19 protein-coding genes are annotated in these 24,281 nt (G+C 59.9%); 8 read left to right on the top strand and 11 right to left on the bottom strand.

Annotated elements, in window-relative coordinates; genetic code table 11:
• Window positions 1-192: 192 nt before the first annotated feature.
• Window positions 193-1,587, bottom strand: coding sequence for a sensor histidine kinase (locus tag QRN31_RS24640; RefSeq protein WP_285435101.1), 1,395 nt, complete (start codon window positions 1,585-1,587; stop codon window positions 193-195).
• Window positions 1,565-2,257, bottom strand: coding sequence for a response regulator transcription factor (locus QRN31_RS24635; RefSeq protein WP_208668519.1), 693 nt, complete (start codon window positions 2,255-2,257; stop codon window positions 1,565-1,567). Before QRN31_RS24635 ends, QRN31_RS24640 begins: the two co-directional genes overlap by 23 nt.
• Before the next feature lie 116 nt (window positions 2,258-2,373).
• Here QRN31_RS24635 and QRN31_RS24630 point away from each other — a divergent pair, with 116 nt between their 5' ends.
• The 4 genes from QRN31_RS24630 to QRN31_RS24615 all read left to right on the top strand — a co-directional run bounded on the left by QRN31_RS24630 (window position 2,374) and on the right by QRN31_RS24615 (window position 8,821).
• The gene (locus QRN31_RS24630; protein ID WP_285435100.1) at window positions 2,374-3,063 is read left to right on the top strand and encodes a response regulator transcription factor; all 690 of its coding nucleotides are present in this window, start codon (window positions 2,374-2,376) and stop codon (window positions 3,061-3,063) included.
• Window positions 3,064-3,165: 102 nt separating this feature from the next.
• The gene (locus QRN31_RS24625) at window positions 3,166-4,584 is read left to right on the top strand and encodes an efflux transporter outer membrane subunit (protein ID WP_285435099.1); all 1,419 of its coding nucleotides are present in this window, start codon (window positions 3,166-3,168) and stop codon (window positions 4,582-4,584) included.
• Window positions 4,581-5,747 carry an efflux RND transporter periplasmic adaptor subunit gene (locus QRN31_RS24620; RefSeq protein ID WP_285435098.1) on the top strand — a complete coding sequence of 389 codons (1,167 nt, stop codon included), beginning with the start codon at window positions 4,581-4,583 and terminating at the stop codon, window positions 5,745-5,747. Before QRN31_RS24625 ends, QRN31_RS24620 begins: the two co-directional genes overlap by 4 nt.
• Window positions 5,744-8,821 carry an efflux RND transporter permease subunit gene (locus QRN31_RS24615; RefSeq protein ID WP_285435097.1) on the top strand — a complete coding sequence of 1,026 codons (3,078 nt, stop codon included), beginning with the start codon at window positions 5,744-5,746 and terminating at the stop codon, window positions 8,819-8,821. Before QRN31_RS24620 ends, QRN31_RS24615 begins: the two co-directional genes overlap by 4 nt.
• A gap of 25 nt (window positions 8,822-8,846) precedes the next feature.
• On the opposite strand, the gene QRN31_RS24610 is transcribed toward QRN31_RS24615, so the two are convergent.
• Window positions 8,847-10,898, bottom strand: a complete 2,052-nt coding sequence (locus QRN31_RS24610) for a bifunctional DedA family/phosphatase PAP2 family protein (RefSeq protein ID WP_285435096.1) — start codon at window positions 10,896-10,898, stop codon at window positions 8,847-8,849.
• Window positions 10,899-11,092: 194 nt separating this feature from the next.
• On the opposite strand from QRN31_RS24610, the gene QRN31_RS24605 reads away from it, so the two are divergent.
• A complete protein-coding gene (locus QRN31_RS24605; protein ID WP_285435095.1) occupies window positions 11,093-11,491 on the top strand; it encodes a YfeK family protein in 399 nt (132 codons plus the stop codon).
• A gap of 147 nt (window positions 11,492-11,638) precedes the next feature.
• Here QRN31_RS24605 and QRN31_RS24600 read toward each other — a convergent pair whose 3' ends face one another.
• Complete coding sequence (locus QRN31_RS24600) at window positions 11,639-12,424, bottom strand: helix-turn-helix transcriptional regulator (protein ID WP_285435094.1); 786 nt, start codon at window positions 12,422-12,424, stop codon at window positions 11,639-11,641.
• A gap of 134 nt (window positions 12,425-12,558) precedes the next feature.
• Between QRN31_RS24600 and QRN31_RS24595 the strand changes: the two genes are divergently transcribed.
• The 3 genes from QRN31_RS24595 (at window position 12,559) to QRN31_RS24585 (ending at window position 15,831) form a co-directional block, all read left to right on the top strand.
• On the top strand, window positions 12,559-13,374 hold the full coding sequence (locus tag QRN31_RS24595; RefSeq protein WP_285435093.1) for a carbon-nitrogen hydrolase family protein: 816 nt from the start codon (window positions 12,559-12,561) through the stop codon (window positions 13,372-13,374).
• A 142-nt stretch (window positions 13,375-13,516) separates the two neighbouring features.
• The gene (locus QRN31_RS24590; protein WP_285435092.1) at window positions 13,517-14,626 is read left to right on the top strand and encodes a polyamine ABC transporter substrate-binding protein; all 1,110 of its coding nucleotides are present in this window, start codon (window positions 13,517-13,519) and stop codon (window positions 14,624-14,626) included.
• Window positions 14,627-14,709: 83 nt separating this feature from the next.
• Complete coding sequence (locus QRN31_RS24585) at window positions 14,710-15,831, top strand: DmpA family aminopeptidase (protein WP_285435166.1); 1,122 nt, start codon at window positions 14,710-14,712, stop codon at window positions 15,829-15,831.
• A 110-nt stretch (window positions 15,832-15,941) separates the two neighbouring features.
• Here the strand turns inward: QRN31_RS24585 and QRN31_RS24580 are convergent, their stop codons facing one another.
• From QRN31_RS24580 to QRN31_RS24550, 7 genes are all read right to left on the bottom strand, one after another.
• Entirely contained in the window at window positions 15,942-16,697 is a 756-nt protein-coding gene (locus tag QRN31_RS24580) for an ABC transporter ATP-binding protein (protein WP_285435091.1), read from the bottom strand.
• Complete coding sequence (locus QRN31_RS24575) at window positions 16,691-17,752, bottom strand: FecCD family ABC transporter permease (RefSeq protein ID WP_285435090.1); 1,062 nt, start codon at window positions 17,750-17,752, stop codon at window positions 16,691-16,693. The genes QRN31_RS24580 and QRN31_RS24575 overlap by 7 nt, the downstream gene beginning before the upstream one ends.
• Window positions 17,749-18,936 (bottom strand): ABC transporter substrate-binding protein, encoded by a 1,188-nt coding sequence (locus tag QRN31_RS24570; protein ID WP_285435089.1) that lies wholly within the window; start codon window positions 18,934-18,936, stop codon window positions 17,749-17,751. The genes QRN31_RS24575 and QRN31_RS24570 overlap by 4 nt, the downstream gene beginning before the upstream one ends.
• A gap of 62 nt (window positions 18,937-18,998) precedes the next feature.
• The gene (locus QRN31_RS24565; protein ID WP_285435088.1) at window positions 18,999-21,413 is read right to left on the bottom strand and encodes a TonB-dependent receptor; all 2,415 of its coding nucleotides are present in this window, start codon (window positions 21,411-21,413) and stop codon (window positions 18,999-19,001) included.
• Between the two features lie 94 nt (window positions 21,414-21,507).
• Entirely contained in the window at window positions 21,508-22,485 is a 978-nt protein-coding gene (locus QRN31_RS24560; protein WP_285435087.1) for a FecR domain-containing protein, read from the bottom strand.
• A complete protein-coding gene (locus tag QRN31_RS24555) occupies window positions 22,486-23,001 on the bottom strand; it encodes a sigma-70 family RNA polymerase sigma factor (RefSeq protein WP_285435086.1) in 516 nt (171 codons plus the stop codon). It lies immediately after the preceding gene.
• A gap of 85 nt (window positions 23,002-23,086) precedes the next feature.
• Window positions 23,087-24,271 carry an aminotransferase class V-fold PLP-dependent enzyme gene (locus tag QRN31_RS24550; protein ID WP_285435085.1) on the bottom strand — a complete coding sequence of 395 codons (1,185 nt, stop codon included), beginning with the start codon at window positions 24,269-24,271 and terminating at the stop codon, window positions 23,087-23,089.
• Window positions 24,272-24,281 lie beyond the last annotated feature (10 nt).

Raw genomic sequence — 24,281 nt, 5'->3', positions numbered from 1 at the left:
AACACTGTTTGTTGGCTTGAACTCATCTTGACGCTCACGGCCTTTCGCCCTGTTCTCCGCAAAATGAATTTTTCGACAGGTTGGCGGCGAGGCTGGATTTTTGGGGGGCGAGGGGAGATCAATACGGCGGGAGGTTTTATCGCGTTGCGTGTTTCGGCCCACGCCCAGCCAAACCGCCAGGAGCCCGGCTAATCAGACAAGGCCAAGGGGCGCGGATGTGCCCGCCAACCCCGTCTTGCCAAGCAGTTCGATGCGACAGCCAGGCGCCGCGTCACTGACAGTCAGCTTGAGGTCGTGCAAGCGCGCCACGGCTGAGACCATGCTTAACCCCAGGCCATTACCTGGCGTGTGTCGGCTCGCTTCGGCACGGTACAACCGACGAAACACGGCTTCGCGCTCACCTTCGGCAATGCCCGGTCCGTTGTCTGTGACACGAATTCCGACCGAGCCATGATCGGCGATCACGGTCAGGTTGACCTGGCTATGGTCGGGACAGAACTTGATGGCGTTATCCAGCAGATTGCAGAGTGCATCAAACAACAACTGTGCGTCTCCGGCGATGACGGCGGGAATCTGGCTTTCATTGAGCGTGAGACTGATGCCACGTTCTTCTGCCAACGGCTCATAGAGCTCGGTGGCGTCGGCACTGATCAGGTTGAGGTCCAGCGGTGCGAAGTGACTGCGGCGGGCGCTGTTTTCGATTTCCGAGATACGCAGCAAGGCCTTGAAGGTCAACAGCAGCGCCTTGGCTTCGACCAGCGCTGCGTCGATGCTCGCGGCGTATTGCGCTTCATCGAGACCGCGGCGCTGGGTGCGCTCCAGCCCGGCGATCAACCGAGTCAGAGGGGTGCGCAGGTCGTGAGCGATGTCGTCACACACGCCTTTGACCTCGTTCATCAAGCGCTCCAGTTCATCGAGCATGCCATTGACCACCGAGGCGAGGCGGTCGATGTCGTCGTTGTTGCCCTGGATTGGCAAGCGGCCGGTCAAATCGCCTTCGATGATCCCCTTGATCGAGCGACTGACCTTGTCCAGGCGCCGGTGGGCCGAGTAACCCAGCACCAACGCGCCAAACAGGCCTACCACCAGCAACAGCAGGCCGCCTGAAACCAGTGCCTTGATCAACAGTTCGTCAAATTCGCGTATGTCGTGGATGTCCTGGGCCACCAGCAAGGTCTTGCCGTCGGCCAGGTGATGGACAATGAAGCGTATCGGGCGCTGATGACCACTGGGTTTGCGCCAATCGAACTCCTGAGGTTTGTCGTAGGCGGAGAAGGGCGGCAATTGCTGGATGGCCCCGGCAATGAACTGGCCTTGCGCGTCGAACAGGCTATGGGGAACGCGCGCTTCGGTATCCTGCTCGGCGTGATTGCGGATTTCCCTGAGTTGCGACTCGGGGTCCTGTGCACTGCGGCTTTCCACCTGGCGATACAGCGCGGTATCCGCTTCGGTTTTCAGGTAGAACGCTGTTTGCCAATAGACATAACCGAACAGCGCCAGAAACGAACAGCCGAACAGTCCTAGAAACAGCAGGCCGGTGCGAAAACTGATGGTGCGCGGGATCTCACTCAGGCGAACGGAGGACATAGCCGGCTCCACGAATGGTGTGGATCATCGACGGTTCGTTTTCGTCGTCGATCTTGCGACGCAAACGGCCCATGTGGACTTCGATGACGTTGGTGCGCTCGTCGTAGGCGTAGTTCCAGACCGCTTCGAACAGCATGGTGCGGGTGACCACTTGTCCTGCATGGCGCATCAAGTGTTCCAGCAACGCGTACTCACGGGGCACCAGATCAATGACCCGGTCACCACGCCGGACCACCCGGCTCAACAGGTCGACCTCCAGATTGCCGACCCGCAAGCGTGTTTCCCGAGCTTCGGAGACCGGTTCGGCGCGGCGACGGTTCAGCGCATCCAGGCGTGCGGTCAGCTCGATGAATTCGAAGGGTTTGGTCAGGTAATCATCACCGCCCGCGCGCAGGCCGCGAACCCTTTCGTCCAGCGCACTCAAGGCGCTGAGGATCAGCACCGGGGTGCTCACACTTGCCGCCCGTAATGCGGTCAGTACGCCAAGCCCGTCGAGGCCGCCGGGTAACATGCGATCCAGGACGATCAGATCGAACGGTTCACTCAGGGCTTTGAGCAGACCTTCGCGACCGTTGTGGACGCAGCTCACGGTGAAGCCGTGGTCACACAGCGCCGCTTCAATTTCGCGGCTGGTAGGCAGGTCGTCCTCGACGACTAGAACATGGGTCATGGCAGATGAACCGCTCACATAATCGGGCAGAGGTGGCATAGTGTGACAAAGCCTGCGGCTGTGCCACGTTCCCGTCAGGTAAATAAAAGTTTAGGTAGATTTCTGGAGACGGTGCCTTGCGCATTCTTGTGGTTGAAGATGACGCCCAGACCGCTGCGTACTTGCTACGCGGGTTGAGCGAAAGCGGTCACATCGTCGATATCGCCAGCGATGGCAATAGTGGGCTGGGCATGGCCCTGGAGCAAATCCATGACGTGCTGATCGTCGACCGTCGTTTGCCCGGCCTCGACGGTGTCGGCCTGGTCAAGGCGCTGCGAGCTAAACAGTTGCGGGTGCCGATCCTGATGCTCAGTGCGCAGGCGTCGACCACCGACAAGGTTGAAGGCCTGCAGGCCGGTTGCGATGATTATCTGGCCAAGCCGTACGCGTTCGCCGAAGTGCTGGCGCGGCTCGATGCCTTGCTGCGTGGGCGCGAACAGACGACGAGGCCTGCGCGACAGTTGCAAGTCGGTGAGCTGCAACTCGACTGCGCCACACGCACCGCCGTACGCCGGGGCCGGGTCATTGCCTTGCAGCATCGCGAGGCGCTTTTGCTTGAGAAACTCATGCGCCACAGCGGTCAGGTGGTGACCCGCGACATGCTGCTCGACAGCGCCTGGGACTACGCTTTTGACCCCAATGACAACGTTATCGATAAACATATCCATCGCTTGCGGCGCAAACTCGATGAAGGTTTCGACTATTCGCTGATCAAGACCATTCCCGGTGCCGGCTACAGCTTTCAGGAGACGCCGGAGCAAGGCTAAACAAAAGTTTATCTGCCGACGAACGCTCTGGCAGGCACCCCTCGCTATCTTCTGCCCATTCGTGGATTGCTCCACACAGGTTTAGCGGGGGATGGCTTGCCCATGTCGGTATCAACTTTGGCGGCACGCAGCAGGCGGGTTGCGTGTCTTTCATCCATGGCGTTGACGTTGTTCGGCATGCTCATGCTTGACGGCTGCTCGATGGTGCCGCAATACCAGCAACCCGAGTTGCCCCTGGCGCAACAGTTCAATGGCCCGACAGACAGCTCGGCGGCTCAGGGGGGCCAGTGGTGGCGTGAGTTTCACAGCGCCGAGCTTGACTCATTGATCGCCCAGGGCCAAGCCTCCAACTACACCCTCAAGGCGGCGGTCAGCCGCATCGATGAAGCCCGCGCCTCGGCGCAGGTGGCCGGAGCGGCGCAATATCCGGCGCTGAATCTGGGGGGCAATTACCAACGACAGAACAATTACGGCTCGACGGAAAAACGCAGCGTATTTGCCGAAGCTACCTATGAAGTGGATTTCTGGGGCAAACAACGCGCTGCCGCTGACTCCGCCGATGCGTTGGCCAATGCCACGGTATTTGATGCGCAAACCCTGCGCATGAGCCTGGGCGCGAGCATCGCCGACCGCTACTTCGAGGTGCTGTCCCTGGAGGACCGGCTGCGTCTGGCCCAATCCATTGCCGACGATGCGCGACAGGTGTTGGATCTGGTGGAAGTCCAGGCCAGCCAGGGCGCCGTGTCGAATCTGGAAGTCGCCCAGCAGCGCAATGCCATGCAGACCTTTGAAGCGGCGATGCCGCCCCTGCGGCAACAACGGGATCTGGCGTTGTACCAATTGGCTGTGCTGGTGGGGGCACAGCCCGAGGGCTTTCATCTGCAAGGAAACGGGCTGAAAACCTTGCAAGTGCCGCAGCCTTCGACCGGCCTGCCGATTGGTTTGTTGCGTCAGCGGCCGGACATCCAGGCCGCCGAAGCGCGGCTGAAATCCGCCAACTTCGACGTGGGCGTGGCCCGTGCCGCGTTTTTACCGAACCTGTCGCTGGATCTGCTGGGCGGCATTGATACGCTCGCCGGCGGCCAGATCTGGAGCGCCATCGGCATGCTCAGCCAACCGGTGTTTGCCGGTGGTCAGCTCAAGGGTCAACTGCATTTCGACCAGGCCCATGTCCAGGAGCTGGCATCGAGTTATCGCGAGTCGATCATCGAAGCGCTGCAGGATGTTGAAACCCAGCTCAGTGCGGCCCGCGAACTCGATAAGAGCTACGCCCTGAATCAGTCCGCCGTGGACTCTGCCCGCGAAGCCGCACGTCTGGCGCAGGTTCGCTACCGACTCGGCTCGACCGATTTCCAGACACTGCTGATCGTCGAACGCACCCAATACCAGGCCGAAGACACGCTGTTGCAGGTACGCCTCCAGCATTTGCAGGCCGCCGTCGGCCTGTTCCGCGCCTTGGGCGGGGATTTCTCGCCGGACACCCTCGCTTCCAATTCTTCTGCTCAGGTGGCTCACCCATGAATGCCTTGAACCCACGTCGTCGCGTTATGTTCGCAGGGGCAGTGGTGCTCTCGCTGGCCGCTGTCATCGGCGGCTTTCAATGGACCCGGCAAGCCCATGCCGCACCGGTGAAGGTCGATGCAGGCGCCGTGCCGGTGCAGATGACCCAGGTCAGCCGTCAGGACCTTCCCGTCTGGATCAGCGCCATCGGCAATGTGCAGCCGCTCAACAGCGTGAATGTGCGGGTGAGGGTGGATGGAGAGTTGCAAAAAGTCCTGTTCAACGAAGGGCAGATCGTCACCGCTGGCAGCTTGCTGGCGGTCATCGACCCGCGTGTGTATCAGGCACAGGTGGCCCAGGCACAGGCCTTGGTGGCCAAGGATCAGGCGCAACTGGCTAACCTGAAGGTCAACCTTGACCGGGCCAGTAAACTGGCCGCCGCCAAGGCCGGGCCGACCCAGGACGTCGACACCTACCGCGCCCAACTGGGCGCGCAGCAGGCCACCTTGCAGGCCGATCAAGCGGGACTGGACGTGGCTCGCCTGCAACTGGAATTCACCCAGGTCAAGGCACCGTTGACCGGTCGTACCGGCCAGCGCCTGCTGGACGTCGGTGCGATTGCCCACGGCGCCGAAGCCACCGGACTGGTGACGATCACCCAGATGAACCCGATTTCCGTGGCCTTCGCCGTGTCCCAGGATGAACTGGCGGAAATTCTCGAAGAGAACGCCAAAGGCGCATTGCAGGTGGTGGCGATGACCCGCGATGGACAACAGGAAATCGCCCGCGGCCATTTGAGTTTTATCGACAGCCAGGTCACCGCCGCCAGTGGCCAGATCCAGCTCAAGGCGCAATTCGACAATGGCGCCGCGAAACTCTGGCCGGGCGAGTTGGTGAGCGCGCGGTTGCTGGTGCAGACGCATAAGGACGTGGCCGTGGTCCCGGCCGACGCGGTGCAATTGGGGCGTCAGGGTAACTTCGTCTATGTGGTGGATGCCGATCAACGGGTGCAACCGCGTCTGGTCGATGCCGCCACCGTCGTCGATGGCAAGCAGTGGATTCGCCAGGGCCTGGCGGCTGGTGAAACCGTGGTGGTGCAGGGCCAGTCGCGCATCGCGCCGGGGCTGAAGGTCACGCCGGTCAAGACCGAAACCGCTGCCGATTTGGCGGAGGCGGCCCAATGAATGCGCTGGCCGGACTGATTCAACGGCGTGTCGGGCTGAGTCTGTTGGCCATCGGGGTTTTGCTGCTCGGTGCCTTTGCTTACTTTCATCTGCCTGTGGCGCCGCTGCCGACGGTGGATTTCCCGACCATTCAGGTCACCGCCAAACTCTCTGGGGCAAGCGCCGAAACCATGGCGTCTTCGGTGGCGACGCCCTTGGAGCGCGCCTTTGCGGCCGTGCCGCAAGTGACGTCGATGACCTCGTCGAGTGCGGCGGGTAAAACCCAGGTGGTATTGCAGTTCGATCTGTCGCGAGACATCGATGGTGCCGCGCAGGATGTGCAAACGGCAATCAACACGGCCACACCGAATCTGCCCAAGACCATGTCCAGCGCACCGACCTTCAACAAGGTCAATCCGGCTGAAGGTACAGTGATGTCACTGGCCGTGACTTCACCCGTGCGCACATTGCCAGAGCTGGACCGCTACGCCGATAACTACATTGCCCAGCGCTTGTCGCAGATGCCCGGCGTCGGCCTGGTGGATTTTCACGGAGAGCAGAAACCGGCGGTGCGGGTGCAGATCGATCCCGATGCGCTGGCCGCTCGTGGCCTGACCCTGGAGGATGTGCGCAGTGTGATCGGCGTCAGCACCCTTGATCAGCCCAAGGGCACCCTCGATGGTCAAAGCCGTTCGATCACCCTCGGTGCGACCGATCAATTGCTCGACCCACAGCATTATCGTGATCAGGTCATCGCCTATAAGAACGGCATGCCGATCAAGCTCGGTGACCTGGGTAGGGTGATTGCCGGCGCCGAGGACACGCAACAAGCCGCGCAATTGGGTGCCGAGCCAACGGTTATCGTCGACATCCACAAACAGCCGGGCTTCAACCTGCTGTCGACCATCGCCACCCTCAAGGCCAAGCTGCCCGAGCTGACCGCCTCGTTGCCGCGAGACGTACAGGTACAGGTGGTCGGTGACCGTACCCAAACCATCGAGGCCTCGGTCAACGACATGCAGTTCACCTTGCTGCTGTCGATTGCGCTGGTGGTCGTGGTGATCTTTGTGTTTCTGCGCAAAGCCACGGCAACGCTGATTCCCAGCCTGACCATCCCGTTGTCCCTGGTGGCCACGTTCGGGGTGATGTACTTGTTGGGCTATAGCCTCGACAACCTGTCGATCATGGGCCTGGCGATTGCCGTAGGGTTTGTGGTGGACGATGCCATCGTGGTCATGGAAAACATTGTCCGGCATCTGGAGATGGGCAAGTCGCGCCTGCAATCGGCGGTCGACGGTTTGCGCGAGGTGGCGTTCACCATTGTCTCGATGACGGTGTCGCTGATTGCGGTGTTCCTCCCGATTCTGTTGATGTCTGGCATTGTCGGGCGCTTGATGCGTGAATTTGCGGTGACCGTCAGCGTCGCGATTATCATGTCCGGCATCGTTTCCCTGACCGTCACACCGATGCTCTGCGCGTGGCTGCTCAAACCCCATGCCGATCATGAAGAGGGGCGCTTTGCCCAGGCTTGCGAGCGGGTGTTCGAAGGCTTGCACAATGGTTATCGCCGTAGCCTGGATTGGGTGCTGGACCATCAGCGCATCACCATGGCGGTGGCCATCGCAACCATGGTGGCGACGGCAGCGCTGTATGTCGGCATCCCCAAGGGCTTCTTCCCGCAACAGGACAACGGCTTGATCCAGGGTGTCGCCGAAGCAGCGGCTGATATTTCACCCATCGCGATGCGTGCACAGGTCAACCGCGCTGCCGACATCATCGGCCAGGACCCGGCGGTGGCCCGGGTGTATTTCTGGATTGGCCCGAACCCGACCGTGAGTCAGGGCAAGGTGATGATCAACCTGAAGCCGTTCAGCGAGCGCACCGCCAGCGCCGCCGACGTTATCCGTCGCCTGCAACCGGCGCTCGACCGGTTATCCGGAATCAAAGTGTTCATGCAGGCCAACCAGGACATCCAGATTGGTGGTCGGGCCAGCAAGACCCAATACCAGTACACCCTGCAAGACCCGGACAGTGTCGAACTGGATCACTGGAGCGGTGTGCTGCTGGAGAAACTCAAGAGTTTGCCGCAGTTGCAGCACGTAACGTCGGACCAGCAACAGGCCATCGCCCAATCGACCCTGGTGATCGACCGTTCCACGGCTGCACGGCTGGGCGTAACGGTGCAGGCCATCGACGACGTGCTGTATGACGCCTTCGGTCAGCGACAGATTGCGACGATGTTTACCCAGCTCGATCAGAACCACGTGATCCTTGAACTCGATCCGAGCTGGCAAACGTCCACCGCCACCCTTGAGCATTTATTTGTCCGCGCAAGTTCCGGCGCCCTGGTGCCGCTGAACCTGCTGGCCAGCGTCAAGACCGAACAAGTGCCGATCATCATCAACCACCAGGGCGTGTTCCCGGCCATTACCCTGTCGTTCGACCTCGCGCCCGGCCATGCCCTGAGTGAAGCGGTCACCGCGATCAATCAAGCGTCCCTGGCCGTGGCCATGCCCGACACCGTGCTGGGCAGTTTCCAGGGCACCGCTCAGGCTTTTCAGGACTCATTGAAGTCACAACCCTGGCTGATTCTGGCGGCGATCCTCACGGTCTACATCGTACTGGGCGTGCTGTACGAGAATGCGATTCACCCGCTGACCATCATATCGACCTTGCCGTCTGCTGGTTTCGGCGCACTGCTGGCATTGATGCTCTGTGGTCAGGATCTGTCGGTGCTGGGGATGATCGGCATCATTTTGCTGATTGGTATCGTCAAGAAGAACGCGATCATGATCGTCGACTTCACGTTGCAGGCCCAGCAGCAGGGCCTGTCACCCCGGGATGCGGTGCGTGAAGGTTGTCTGTTGCGCTTGCGACCGATTCTGATGACCTCACTGGCTGCTTTGCTGGGGGCCGTGCCGCTGGCGTTCGGGCACGGTGCCGGCTCCGAGTTGCGTCAGCCGTTGGGCATCGCGATTGTCGGTGGCCTGGCGGTATCGCAGATACTGACGCTCTACACCACGCCAGTGGTCTATCTCTGGTTCGAGCGCCGACGCCGCAAAACGCTGCCTGAAACCGCGGAGGTCAACGTTTGAAACCCATGCCAGGCATTCGCCGCGATCAGTCGGAGATTTTTTCCTGTGGCTTGCCGTGTCGAGCTAACAGGACATTGCCATCCCAATCTCCATTTGCTGTTCCTTCGGGCCGAGGCAGGAGTTGCCTGTTGTCAAAAACGCCAGCCAGAGTGCCCCTTGGTGCATTCATACCGGGCTGTGTCGACGTTAACGTCACGAGGGAGAGGGGATGATAGAAACGCTCCTCTACAACTGACCCCATCCACAGCGCTGAAGAGCGCCCGTTCGTGAGCTCGAAATCGACGACCCATACTCGAAGCACGAGGCGCGAGCTGGTCAGCGCGCCGTCACTATTCGGTCGAATGAGCGTCAGACTGGGGAGGCGACCACTGGCGAAAAGTGGAATGACTGGGAGCGCTGCCGAGTCGGTCTGGATGGAGAGCCAATTCAGGGCATTCAACGGTGTCCAGGCCGCTGAGTCGCGCCACCCGTTACGCTGCAGGACATCCCTCAACTCCGTCAGGCCACCGGCCCACTGGAACGTCAGCGGCTCATTCGTTTCACCAGTCAGATCAATACGCCGTGCCGGCAGTTGTTCCCAACCCGACGCCCACCAATCCGTGGCGGTCATGGACGGCTCTACTGACTTGATGGCATAGCGATCGCTGTCTGTCGCATGGCTACGATAGACATTGAGTCCGCCGGCCAGAATCAGTGCCAAACCGCCGACGGCGAACAAGCCCATGGAGTCAATGCGTCCGGCTTGGCGCTTCAGGTAGGACAGGCTGAGCAATGCCAGCCACGCCGACCCGAATGCCATCCCCCCGAGCACGTCGGAAAGCCAATGCGCACCGAGGTAGAGACGCGAGAAGGCAATCAGAAATACCAGGGTTGCTGCGCCGAGAATGACCACCAGGCGCCATGCCGGGCGGATCTCTCGCGCGATGAGAAAAGCAAGGAAACCGTACAACACGAAGTTGACCGTGCTATGGCCGCTAGGGAAGGAAAATGCACTCCACCCAGAGTAGAGAAGTTCACCGGGGCGAGCTCGATGCAACGCGACTTTGATGATTGTGTTGAGCACCGAAGCGCCGGTAATCGCTACCAGCCAATAAGTTGCTGTACGCCAGGCGCGTTTCCACAGGAGCCACAGTAAGACAGCCGTTGTGACCGCCACCACGACCAGGGTGTCGCCGAGTTCTGTAATGGCGATCATTACTGCATCACCTGGCGCTGTACGAAGATCCTGAAGAGCGTGGAATATCGCGCTGTCTGCGAGCAGTAACGGGTCACCGGTGACCACATCTTCAAGGATGCCGAAAAAGAGCCAGGCTGCACCGACGAGAAGCACTGCCGACAATGCGAGAGTCCGTGCTTCGGGTCGTGAAGGATCAAGCAATCGGGTGACGCCGCGGCTCAACCGTGTGTCGTGGGTGCCTGCGCACGACCGCAGTCGCCGCAGTGCGTCGATGAAGAAAGGGACACCGTGACGCAACGTCCAGCGCACGATATGCAGGAGTGCCCAGCCCGTCACGAGTAGAACGACCAACAAGATCGCAAGGGGTTTGGCAGCCGCTCCAAGAAGGCGGAACGTTGCACCTGCGAGAACGCCTGAGAGGATATGCGACAAAGCCCAAGCGAACGCCGAGGTGACATTGACAGCATAGAATCGACTGGCCGCCATCCCCATCATTCCGGCGAATAGCGGGATGAAGGCGCGGACACCCGGTACAAAGCGCGCGAAAAACACACTCATGGCGCCGTGACGCTCAAAGAATGCTTCGCTGCTTTGAATCAGTTCAGGGTGTCGGTTCAAAGGCCAGAAACCAAGAATTTCTCGGTGGTATCGACGCCCGAGCCAAAACGAAAGACCATCGCTCACGATGGCACCTGTCGTGGCGGCGATCAGCAGCGGCCAGAGCAGTAATACGCCACTGGGCACCAAGGCACTGAGTGCGAGAATCACCGCGGTACCGGGAACGACAGCGCCGATAATCGGGATTGACTCGCAAAGTGCCAGAAGAAACACCGCCAGATAGGCAATATGCGGATTCACCGTGAGGAACTCGATGATCGATGAGACCAGGGACGTCATCATTCGCAGGCAGCCTGTGCAATGTCGGTGAGCACGCCATCAATGTGCGTGTCTTCCCGATAAGTCGCACGCCGTTATGAAGCGGGTGCCGTGTCAGTGGTGAGCACTTCGGCGCGCCTTTCAAAGCTACCACGGTGCAACGCGTGCGCGGGGCCACTAACGGCCCCACCGTTGCACTTTCAGCGCGAGGATGAATCATGCGTATGTGGATAGGAGAAGCGGCACGGCTCATCAGCCGATGGATGATGGCGGCGGGTATCAGCCTTGTCGCAATCTTGACCAGTGTGCAGGCTCAAACCACACCTCAAGCCACTCTGGAGATAAAGAGCTTGCTGGACTATGTCGAGCATAGTGAATGTCTGTTTGTGCGCAACGGGGACGAATTCTCAGGTCCCCGGGCTCGGGCGCATCTGGAGCAGAAGCTGAATTATCTCGAAGGCAAGAATAAGGTGAACAGCGCAGAAGACTTCATCGAACTTGCTACCACCAGAAGCAGCATGAGTGGCCGCGCCTATGAGGTGCGATGTCCAGAAGGCGTGCAACCGGCGGGTACCTGGCTGAAGAGGGAGCTACAGAGGCAACGGCAGCTTCATTGATTTTTACCCACCGGGGGACGCCTTTTCATGATGACAATACGGGCTGACTCAAACCAAATCTTTAGGCTGCATGGTCAACGCTTGATGTGGAAGCGTGGCGGCGATGCCGATTGTCTTGGGAACTGAAGCCTTTATGAAACAACGGCTTCAGCTCTGCGCGTTCAAAAACAGTGAGAACAGCTCGGACTGAGATTTAATGCCGAGCTTGCTGTACATGTGCTTGCGGTGGACCTTTACAGTCTCCGCGGAAATCGCCAGCTTGCGCGCGATCTCCTTGTTCGAGCAGCCGCTGAGCATAAGCCGGCCGACTTCCAGTTCGCGGGCGGAGAGCGGCGTTTCCAACTGCTGGTCAGTGGAGTCCAGCCAGCTCTGCCAGCTTGGTGTCGGCGACGTGTTCTGCTCCAGCGCTTCCCGCTCGAATGCCATGCGCTGACGCATCAGGGCGGCGACCCAAGGCTGGATGAGTGTGAGCAGGGCGGTCTGCTCCGCACTGAAGAGACACTCATTTCCCAGCGACAGGCTGAGGGTGCGTTCCGCGTCGAGCTGGACGTTGATATGTACTTCGTCGGCAACGACATTGAGGCGGAAGTAGCGTTGGTAGTAGTCGGTTTGTTCAAAGCACTCCGGCGCCGCGTCGGCTAGCCAAAACAAACCGTTCTGCGGTGCTTCCCGGTTGGCCAGGTAAAAGGGGTCGAGCAGATACAGGCCTTTGAGGTAATCCTGAAAGAGTGGATCTGGCCCGCCATCCTTGCCTGGGCATTCTGCGAGCACCTGCGGCCGGCCATTGCTGAAAATCAGCACAACCCAACTGTCCACTGGAATGTATCTATCTAACAGACGCACCAGGGTCAACCAGAAATTAGGACGGTCAAGTGCCTCTATGAGCCTGCCAATCGCCTGGTGCCAGGCCATGTCCTGCAATGTAATGCTCACGTTTCTACCCATATGGGGTTACCCCATCGAAGTAATTACTTTCCGTTTTATGGCTCTCCATACTCCATTTCAGCCCTGGCGGGTGCTGTTCAGTTTGGCGATTGCGAGCCCACATACACGTGAAAGGATCACCGATGAAGATTGAGCTTGTACAACTTACCGGTCGCGATGGCGATACTGCTTATAACCTGGAGCGTACCTTACAGGCCATCGCTACTTGCGCAGTGGATACCGATCTGCTGATTTTTCCAGAGACGCAGTTGATGGGATTTGCCAGCGCGCAACAGCTCGCCGAAATCGCCGAGCCCGTTAACGGGCCAAGTGTGCAGGCCGTGCAGCGCGCCGTACGCGAACGGAACGTCTCAGTGGTGGTTGGTCTGGCTGAGAACGACTCCGGCACCTTCTACAACACATCCTTGCTGGTAACCCCACAAGGGATCGCCTTGAGTTATCGCAAGACTCACCTTTGGCCGTCGGAACGCGGACTGTTCCAACCGGGAGACCGCTATGCCACTGCGCTCTGGAAGGGCATCCGTGTCGGCATTCTGATTTGCTACGACATTGAGTTGCCGGAAAGTGCTCGGGCGCTCGGCCAACTCGGCGCCGAGCTGATCCTTGTCACTAACGGCAACATGGATCCCTACGGCCCTGTCCACCGCACCGCGATTATGGCTCGCGCTCAGGAGAACCAGGCATTCGCGGTGATGGTAAATCGAGTCGGCGACGGCGATGAAGGCCTCGTCTTTGCCGGTGGGAGTGCAGCAATCGATCCCTTCGGGCGCACGCTATTTGAAGCGGGGCGCGCAGAGTGCCGGCAGGTGGTGGAGCTGGATCTCGACCTGTTGCGCACCGCCCGCCACGACTATGACTACCTCAGTGACCGCCGCCTGCTCCTGACCGGCGAGCAGATTGAGCACGGTGATGGCCGACGTGAACTACTCATCCCCTGAATCAGGAGCGAGGGGTTTAACCACACCTCAGCGATTGTTCCGCTTTAACGCCGATCTCGCCCCTGCCACAACAATAATTCACACACTAGCAAGAGCAGTGCTCGTGTCCCTGGACTCGGTTCTAACGCTCTGGAGCATCCCCATGAAACCAATTCGTTACATGCAATTCGCGCTGGTCTCGCTGTTCAGTTTCGGCCTGGTCTGCGCCGAGGCCGATGAAGCTGAAAAGCACAGTGTTCATATCTACAACTGGTATGACTACATTGCCCCGAACACGGTAAAAGACTTCCAGAAAGAAGCGGGCATCAGCGCTGTGTACGATGTGTTCGACAACAGCGACGTCATGCAAAGCAAACTGATGGCTGGCCGCAGTGGCTATGACGTAGTGGTTGCCAGTGCCGACCTGCTACCGAACCTGATCAAAGCAGGTGTGCTGAAAAAACTGGATCGCTCAAAGCTCCCCAACTGGTCCCATCTCGATCCCGACATCCTCGCCAAGTTGCAGAGCAACGATCCCGGAAATAGCTATGCGGCCCCTTATCTGTGGGGTACCACAGGCATAGGCTATGACGCGGATAAGGTTAAATCGATACTCGGCGCAGATGCGCCAGTCAATTCCTGGGACCTCATTTTCAAGGAAGAAAATCTAGCCAAACTTAGTCAATGCGGTGTGGCCATGCTGGACGCTCCTAGCGAGGTTATTCCCATCGCATTGCACTACCTTGGATTGCCATACAACAGCCAGAACCCGGACGATTACAAAAAAGCCCAGGAACTGCTGCTGAAACTTCGTCCCCATATCGTTTACTTCGACTCTTCCAAATTCATCTCTGATCTAGCCAATGGCAACATCTGCGTCGTGCTGGGCTGGGCGGGTGGTGTCGCCGATGCGCAAAAAGCCTCCGAGCTGGCTGGCAACCATCGCAACCTTGTCTACAGCATTCCACGCGAAGGTGCCCCGGTGTGGGTGGAGAGTCTGGTGCAACTCAACGATGCGCCGAACCCGGAGCAAGGATTGGCCTTCATCAACTATATGTTGCGCCCCGAAGTCATCGCTGAGTCATCCAACTACCTGAGCTATCCGAATGCCAACAAGGATGCCACTGCGCTTGTCGAGAAAAAAATCCGCGACAACCCAGGGGTGTATCCGTCCAAGCAAGTGTTGGACACGTTGTTTCCGCTAGAACCACTCCCGCTGAAGATGGAGCGCATTCGAACCCGCGCGTGGAACACGGTCAAGACCGGCAATTGATTGGCAGACTCGGTTCTGCTGATGGTTGGCCAGGCCCCAGTCATGAAACAAATCAAAACAAGAGAGAGATCATGAAAGACACGATGAAGCCACGCGCCCGCGACCTGAACATTCAGTTCGGCCAACTGCAATCCGGTCCCCTAAATGCCATCACCGATGTGCCGGGCGTACGGGTCGGTCACAGTAATGTGCGAGGACGCACCGCCAACGGCCGCGACGTCCTGACCGGTGTAACGGTCATCGAACCACGTGTTGGTTCCACCAGCCAGCAACCGTGCTTTGCGGGCGTCCATGTGTTGAACGGCAACGGCGACGCCACCGGTCTGGAGTGGATTCGCGAAGCGGGTCTTTTGACCAGTCCCATCGCTTTCACCAACACCCACAGCCTGGGCGTGGTGCGCGATGCACTGGTTGTGCTGGATCGTGAACAACAGCCGGATGACGGCCGTCTCTACTGGAACATGCCGGTGGTACTGGAGACCTATGACGGCCTGCTCAACGACATCAATGGTTTCCATGTGAAATCCGAGCATGTGGCCGAAGCTCTGAGTAATGCGGTGAGTGGACCCGTTATCGAAGGCGCGGTTGGTGGTGGCAGCGGCATGATCTGCCACGAATTTAAGGGCGGTATCGGCACCGCTTCGCGGCGTCTGAGCCGCACTCAGGGCGGCTGGACTGTTGGCGCCATCGTCCAGGCGAACCACGGCATCCGTAACGAATTGCGCGTCGACGGCTACCCGGTCGGACGCTACATGGAACAGGCCGACTCGCCGTTCCTCAAGGCTTCGCTGCCGCACCCGGGCATGGGTTCGATAGTCGTTTGCCTGGCCACCGATGCGCCGTTGCTGCCGCACCAATGTACGCGCCTGGCGCAACGCGCCAGCCTCGGTCTCGCCCGCACCGGTGGTGGTAATGAAGACCACAGCGGTGACATCTTCATCGCCTTTTCCACCGGTAATCATGTGCCGCCGGCCGCTTACGAAAGTAAGCGCGCGCCGACCAGCGACAACCTAAGCATGGTCAACAACGACCACATCAGCGAGTTGTTTCTGGCCGCCACCGAAGCGGTGGAAGAAGCCATAATCAATGCCTTGTTAGCCGCTGACACCGCCGAAGGCAACGGCCATGCCGTGCCGGGACTGGATTGTGAGACGCTGCTCAAAGCCTTGCATCAGGCCGGCTGGCCGGGAGCGGCGAATGGTTAACTGATCTAGCGGTATTCAGGTGGTGTGCTTGTTCCGCGTTCATGCCACCTGCATCTGACTGCCTCTGGCCGTTTTCAGCCCTCAAGACCTGACCTTAACTGGCTAACGCATCAAACGATATCGTCGATGAGTATGTGATGCAGCCCGCGGCTGCACTGCTCGATGCGTACCTCAACCTTGTATACGTTGCGCAGCATTTGTTTGGTGATTACCTCGTGGCTTGGGCCGCTGCCTTGAGTGGTGCCGTCCGCGATAACCAGCACCTGATCGGCAAAGCGCAGTGCCTGGTTCAGGTCGTGGATGGCGATGAACACAATGACCTCGCGTTTGCGGGCGAGTTTGCGCATGAAGTCCAGCACCTGCACCTGCCGATACATATCGAGCGCGCTGGTGGGTTCGTCCATCAGCAGGATTTCCGGCTCGCGCACCAGCGTTTGTGCGATCGAGACCAATTGTTGCTGACCTCCGCTCAATTCGCCGAGGTTGCGAAACGATAGTCCCGTGATGCCCAGCGCCGCGAGAATCTCGTCGACCAGTTTCAATTCGTCGTCGTGTACGACCCAGCCCGGTGTCAGTTGTTTACGCGCCAGCAGCACTGATTCGTAGACCGTCAGCCGGGCACTGGCATTCAAACCCTGAGGCATATAGCTGATGCCCTGTGCGCCTTTTTTTGAGTCTTGCAGGATGACCTGCCCGGGGCCATCGATCAGCCCGGCCATGCGTTTGAACAATGTCGACTTGCCTGCGGCATTGGGCCCGACCACCGCGACCACCTGACCACCGAAAAAAGCCGCGGTCGTGACACCGCGAATGATCTCGCGCTGGCCGTAGCGGGCACCGAGATTCTCCAGCTGAAGCGTTACCATGAATTTTTCTTCCCGCCGAGAATCAAGGATATGAAGAACGGCACGCCGATCAACGAGGTGACGACCCCGATAGGAAATATCGCGCCCGGTATCAGGGTTTTGCTGACCACAGAGCTTGCCGACAGAATCAATGAGCCGGTCAGCAACGAGGCCGGCAAAAAGAACCGTTGGTCTTCACCAATCAGCATGCGGGCGATGTGCGGGCCAACCAGCCCGATGAATCCGATGGTGCCGACAAAGGCCACCGGAAACGAGGCCAGCAGGCTGACCATGATCAGCGTCTGAAATCGCAGGCTGCGCACGTTGATGCCGAAACTGGCGGCCTTGTCATCGCCCAGTCGCAGGGCCGTCAGGGCCCAGGCGCGCTTGGCGAAGATCGGCAGGGTGATGAGAATGACCAGGCAGATCACCCCGAGCTTCGGCCAGGTGGCCTTGGTCAGGCTGCCCATCGTCCAGAACACCACGGCGGCCACGGCTTGCTCGGTGGCGAAGAACTGCACCAGCGCCAACAGCGCATTGAACGTGAACACCAGCGCAATGCCGAGCAGCACGATGGTTTCTGCGGTGACGCCGCGACGCATGCTCAAAAAGTGGATCAGCAGCGCCGACAACATGGCCATGATGAACGCGTTCAACGGCACCATGAACTGCGCTGCCAGCGGGAACAGCGCGACACCGAACGCCAGCCCCAGCGCCGCACCAAAACTGGCGGCGGCGGAAATGCCCAACGTAAACGGACTGGCCAACGGGTTGTTGAGGATCGTCTGCATCTGGGCGCCCGCCAGCGACAACGCCGCGCCGACGGCGACGGCCATCAGGGCCACCGGGAGGCGGATGTCCCACATCACCACACGCACCTGTGGTGATGCGCTGTCCGGCGAGAACAGTGCGCCGAGGACTTCGCGCAAGCTGTAACTCGCGGGTCCCAGCGCCAGGTCGAGCAGTACGCTGCACAACAGCAAGATCACCAGCCCGGCGAGAATCAGGCGTTTACGCAGCACCAGGCGACGATAGGTTTCGCGCTGGACGACCACGGTGTCGGTCAATGAACTCATGGTTTTACCTCAGGCTGGCGCAAGCTGACAAAGTAACCGGACTCATAAGGCACCGGCAGAAAGCGCTCATGCAGTTCGCGAAATGACGCGTCCGGATCCAGATCGGCAAACAGCGTTGGATGGAACCATTTCGCCAATTGCTGGATGGCCACGAACTGGTAGGGGCTGTTGTAGAACTGATGCCAGATGGCGTGAAAGGCTTGATCGTCCTGAGCCTTGATTTCGGCGTAGGCCGGACGCTGGGTGTACCAGGCGAGTTTTTTCCTGGCTTGAGCCATGTCCGCGCCCGGACCGACACCCACCCAATGGCCGCCGGGGGCAAAGGCTTCCCAGTTGGCGGTGGTGACAACGACATGCGCCGGGTTGGAGACGATGACCTGCTCGGGGTTCAACTGGCCGAACGTGGTGGGAATGATGCGGCGGGCGATGTTGTTGCCGCCGGCCATATCGACGAACAGGCCGAAGTTCTCGTTGCCAAAACTCAGGCAGCAATCATCGGTGTAGCCTCCGATGCGCTCGATGAACACGCTGGGGCGGGGTGGATGTTGTTTCTCGATGACGTCGGTGACGCGATGAATCTGCTGGTTGCGAAAATCGATGAAGGCTTCGGCGCGTTGCTCCTTGCCGAACAGTTGGCCGAACAGGCGCATGGTCGGTTCGGTGTTCTGGATCGGGTTATTGCGAAAGTCGACGTAAACCACCGGGATGCCCAAGGCGTCGAGCTTCTCGATGTAGCGCGCATCTTCGGTCGCGTGCTGCGCTTCAATATTGAGGATGATCACGTCCGGGCGTTGGGAGATGGCCTGCTCGATATCGAAGGTGCCGTCTTCAAACCCGCCGAAGGTGGGGATTTTTGCGATGTCGGGGAATTTGCGCAGGTAGGCACCGTACGTGTCCGGGTCCGACTGGATCAGATCCTTGCGCCAACCGACGATACGCTCGATGGGGTTTTGTGTATCCAGCGCGGCGACCAGATACAACTGCCGGCCTTCACCGAGAATGACGCGCCTGACCGGCAAGTGCACCTTGACCTTGCGTCCCAGCAGATCGGTCACCTCGGTGAGCGCCGGATCCGCTTCAGCGGCGAGCACGCTGCGCGGTGCGAGGCAAAACACTGCCAGGCTCAGCAGTCCTGCCAGTAGTAGCGCAGCGAAAGCGTGGCTGCGTCGATCAAAAGTCACCATGGTCAAAGCCTTTGCAAAAGCCAGAACGGTCAACGGCTCACACCGTCGCCGGGCTGAACGTTTCAGAAATCGACAGTCGCCGACAGTAATAAGGTGCGCGGTGAGCCCTGGGAGAACGCGCCGTAAGAGGCCACGCCCGACCAGTATTCGTGGTCGAGCACGTTTTGCACGGTGGCGCGAAACGTGGTCGGTCGTTCATCGATGCGGGTGGTGTAGCGTGCGCCGACATCGAAGCGCGTCCAGTCATCCAGTTGCTGGGTGTTGGCCTGGTTCACGTATTGGCTCCCGGTATGAATTGCACCACCGGTGAGCGTCAGGCCTTCGACCCACGAGGTATCCCATTCGGCCCAGAGGTTGGCCTGCACCTGCGGCACGCCGACCGGTTTGTTGCCACGGTTGGCGGCAACCCCGGTTTCGGTCAGTTGCGCATCGAGCAGGGTTACGCCACCGAGCAGGCGTGTGCCTGGAACGACTTCGCCGAACACATTGAGCTCCAGCCCGCGGTTGCGCTGTTCGCCCTGCACCGAAAACACACCGGATACCAGCTCGCCACTGGGTTTCTTGATTTGAAACAGGGCAAGTGTCGAGGTGAACGTGCCGTAGTCGACCTTGACCCCGACTTCCTGTTGTCGGGAGACATAAGGGGCAAAGATCTCGCCGGCGTTCGACGCGGCCGAGGGGGCAATGTCACCTTTGCTGAGGCCTTCGACATAGTTGTAATAGAACGAAACGTGGTCCCAGGGTTTGACCACCACACCGAACAGCGGCGTGGTTTTGCCGTCGTCGTAAGAGGTGGTGACCGTGCCGACCGCGGTGTAGTTGTCGGAGTGGATGTTCTGCTTGCGCAGGCCGAGCGTTACCTGAACGCGCTCATCCAGCACTGACAGCGTGTCGGCGAGGGCCACGCCGGTCAGTTCACTCTCGGACACCTTGGGCGTGTCCGGCTTGGGGATGGCGGGTTCCGGGCGATCCACCGGGTGATAGATATTCGACAGGATGGGGGGGCCGGAAATGATCCCCCGGGACAGTACATCCCGATAACGGCTGACCTGCAGGGCGGCCCGGTGACTGATCGGCCCGGTGTCGAAGCGCAGGCGCGCACCGGCGTCGACGGTGTACCGCTCGACTTCGAATTTGTAATAGCCGGGAACGGAAGAGGTGTCGCCGGCCGCATTGATGATGGTCGGGGTCTGGTCGGACATGCGCGCGACGTCCGATTTTCCACCGCCGGCGTGGGCGAACACCGTCAACGCGTCGCTGAGGTCGTATTCGCCGCTGAGCAGGGCCGATTTGTCACGGGTTTCGGACCAGCCCCATGCCTGGCTCACATTGGTACGGCCATTGGCGGCGGAGGGAATGTCCACGCCCGGGGCGATCAGAAACGGCCTCGAGGCGGCATCGAAGTGTTCTTTCTGGTTGAGCCAGTCGAGGGTGGTTCGCAGGCGTTCACCCTGATAGTCGAGGGATATGGCGCCGATATTGACGTGACGGGATTGATCGTCGATCGCTGTTTCGCCCTGCTGAGTACTGCCGTTGATGCGCACGCCGAACCGGCGTTCCTCACCAAAGCGTCGGCTGACATCGAGGTGGCCACCGACCTGCGAATCCATGGCGTAACTGGCGGTGAAGCGGGTCAGGTCCTCATCGAGGGAGCGCTTGGGCACGACGTTGATGACGCCGCCAACCGCGTTGTTGGGCGACATGCCGTAGAGCAGGGCGCCGGGGCCTTTGACCAGCTCGATGCGCTCGGCGTATTCGGTGAATACCCGGTAGTTGGGTGCCACGCCGTACACGCCGTCAAATGCCAGTTCGCCGAGGTTGCCTTCACCAACCGGAAAGCCGCGGATGAAAAACGAGTCGACAATGCCCCCTGTCTGACCCGTGGAGCGCACCGATGAATCGCGCTCCAGCACATCGCCGACGGTGACGGCCTGCTGATCCTTGATCAGCGTCGAGGTGTAGGTGCTGACACTGAAAGGCGCGTCCATCACATCGGTGTTGCCCAGGATGCCCAGGCGCCCGCCGTTGGCGACCTGTCCGCCGGAATACACGGTTGGCAGGGTCTCGGTGCGTTTGTTGGTGCCGATGACGGCCGTCTCATCCAGCGTCACCCGGCGCGGCACCAGCGTGTAGCTGCCGTCGCGGCGCGCAACCATGTCCAGGCCACTGCCCTCCAACAAGCGAGAGACCGCCTCCTGGGTGGAGTAGGTGCCGACCAGTGCGGGACTGATCAGGCCTTCGGTCAACGATGGCTGGAACGACAGCGCGATGCCGGCGTCCACGGCAACACTCGACAGGGTCGCCCCAAGGGGGCCGGAAGGAATGTCATAGGCACGGACCGCGACAGCGTCCAGTTGCTCAGGCACGACGGCCAAGGCAAACGGGCAAATGGCACCGATCAGGACAAGGCTTAGCAACGCACTGCGAAAAACTGGGCTGAACTGACGATCCGGGCGCAGGAGGCGTGCAGCGAACATGAATGGATGAACCTATAAACAGGACGAAAAAGTTCTTCTTCCCCATAGCCAGTCGAGATCAAAAAAAGTATCACCAGTGCGCACTTTTTTTGGCTCAGGCCGGGGAAAGCATGACCCAGAAGCCATTCAAGTGGCCGCTGACGAGGATCGGATAGGTCTGCGTCAACATGTTCAACGTGCGCTGGGTGTCGCTGATCGGATAGGCACCGGAAATGCGCAGATCGGCAATTGCCGGGTCAAGGCGCACAAAGCCGCGGCGGTAGCGGGTCAGTTCGGCGACGAAGTCCGCCAGGCGCATCTTGTCGGCCATCAACATGCCTTGGGCCCAGGCGCCGATGTAACGATCGGTGGCGGTGACCTGGCCAAAGGTGTCGGACGAAAAGTCGGTGCGCTGGCCGGCATTGATGATCAATGGTGATCCCTGGCGATTCTCGGCCAGATCGACCTGCACCGCGCCTTCCAGCACCGCAAGATGAGTGCGTGACTCCAGTTCTCGAACGGTGAACCGTGTGCCCAGTGCCTTCATTCGGCTTTGGCGGGTGCTAACCAGGAAAGGCCGCGCCAGCGGGGAAATATCCGGTGCGGTCTGCACCAGTATTTCGCCTTCACGCAGACGGATGAGCCGTTGGTGGGCATCGAACAGTACGTCGATGGCGGTATCGGTGTTCAGGGTGATGTGCGAGCCGTCAGCCAGGGTCAACTCGCGTCTCTGGCCGACAGTCGTGTGATAGTCCGCCGACCATTGCAGGGATTGCGCCAGCTTCAAGCTGCCCCAACCGGCCGGCATGATCGCCAGAATCATCGCCAGTTTGCCCAGCGCTGCGCGACGTTGCGGGCTGCTTGGGCGGTCCAGTGCCGACATCGCCAGTGACGGTGGCAGGCCGCCGAATTTGCTCTGCAATAACTGCGCGCGCCCCCAGGCACGACCACGCTCGGGCGTGCTGACTTTCCAGCATTCCCATTCGGCACGTTCAGCGTCACTGAGTTCGCGCTCACTGAGGCGCATCAGCCAGTCTGCGGCTTCTTCAAGGGCTTGGTGATCGGGATGAGGTGCTTGGCGGCGACTGAGCATTTACTCCACCAGCAACAGGCATTGCACGAAGGCTTGCTTCATGTAGCGTTTGACAGTGATCAGTGACACGCCCAGTTGCTCGGCGATGTCGTCGTATTTCAGGCCGCTGATTTGCGACAGCAGGAACGCACGTTTGACCAGGGGCGGCAGGGCATCGAGCATCGCATCGATTTCGTGCAGGGTCTCCAGCACCATGAAACGCAATTCCGGCGAAGGCACTTCGGGAGCGGGCACATGAGCGAGGGCATCCAGATAGGCACGTTCCAGTGCCTTGCGCTGGTACCAGTTGATCAGGATGCCCTTGGCCACGCAGCTCAGGTACGCGCGAGGTTGTTCGATGACCGTGACCCGGGAGGCGAGAATTCGAGTGAAGGTGTCCTGTGCCAGATCCGCCGCATCCATGGCGTTACCCAGTTTTTTTCTCAGCGTCGCATACAGCCAGCCGTGATGGCCGCTGTACAGGGCTTCGATCGTACGCAGGTGATCGTCGTTGTTCGCGGAAAGGGTTTCGCTCATGGCTGCGGACTTTCATGCAATTGAGAAGTATTCCCAATGCTAGATTACAAAGCGGCTGTGACGCAAGCAGCGATTGGTATCCCATTCAGACGCGTGGCAGGCGGATCAGTGCTTCGATCATCGTGTCGATTTCGGCCTCGGTGTTGTAGGCATGGAGTGAGGCGCGGCTGACCTCCGCCAAATCCCTGTGCTGCATGTCGAGCAGGGTCGAGCGCAACGTCGAGGTGGAGACATTGATGCGTTTTTCCTGGACGGCCAGCCATTGCTGGACCTGCGCGGCACTGTTGTTCTGGTGGGTGAAGGTCACGATGCCCGATTTGATAGCGCCCAGATCCTGCGGTGTCATGCCCGGAATGTTCGCCAGTCGATCACGCAAGTGACTGGCCAGTTGTTGTATCCGTTCCCACATAGGCTCTATGCCTTGAGCCAGCGCGTATTCCACCGCCGCACCGAGGCCCAGCTTGGCGGCGACGTTGCACTCCCAGTTCTCGAAGCGTCGTGCGTCGGCGCGAATGTTGAACGTGTCGGATGTCAGCAAGGACGCCGCATGCAGGTCAAGAAAGGCCGGCTCCAGGTTCTGGCACAGAGCGCTTTCAACATACAAAAATCCCATCCCCCTCGGCCCACGCAAATATTTGCGACTGGTTGCAGCGAGCATGTGACAGCCGATTCTCTGCACATCGATGGGCATTTGCCCGACACCTTGGCAGGCATCCAGCAAAAACAGCACGCCGGCGGCACGAGCGAGCGCGCCGATCTGCTCGATGGGTTGGACCGGCCCGCCATTGGTGGCGATCACGGGCAGGGAGATCAAAGCCACGCGGTCATCGTCGAGCATTTCTTTCAGGCCCGACAGCGACACCTGGCCTTGCTCATCATTGGGGATGATGCGGATTTCAATGCCGCGTTGCCTTTTCAATTGCAGGTAGGGGATGTAGTTGCCGGCGTACTCGGTGGTTGAGGTGAGCACCACATCACCGGGTTGCAAGGGCAATGAATAGAACGCCATGTCCCAGGCGCGGGTCGCGTTTTCGATCACCGCGATTTCATCAGGCCGGGCGTTGATCAGGCGGCCGATGGCGCCATAGACATTCTCCAGTTCGGCCGACTGTTGCCCGGCCGCTTCATAACCGCCGAGGTTCGCCTCAAGCTGAATGTGGCGGGTCATGGCCTCGATCACCGGCCCGGGCATCAGTGCCGCGCCGGCGTTGTTGAAGTGAATCAGGTTCGCGACACCCGGTGTATCGGCGCGCAGTTGTTCAATGTTCAAAGCAAGACTC

Origin of the sequence: Pseudomonas sp. fls2-241-R2A-110, from assembly GCF_030209165.1 — a bacterium.
GTDB lineage: Bacteria > Pseudomonadota > Gammaproteobacteria > Pseudomonadales > Pseudomonadaceae > Aquipseudomonas.
Note: the sequence above shows the minus strand (reverse complement) of the source record. Positions and strands in the feature narration are given on the sequence as shown.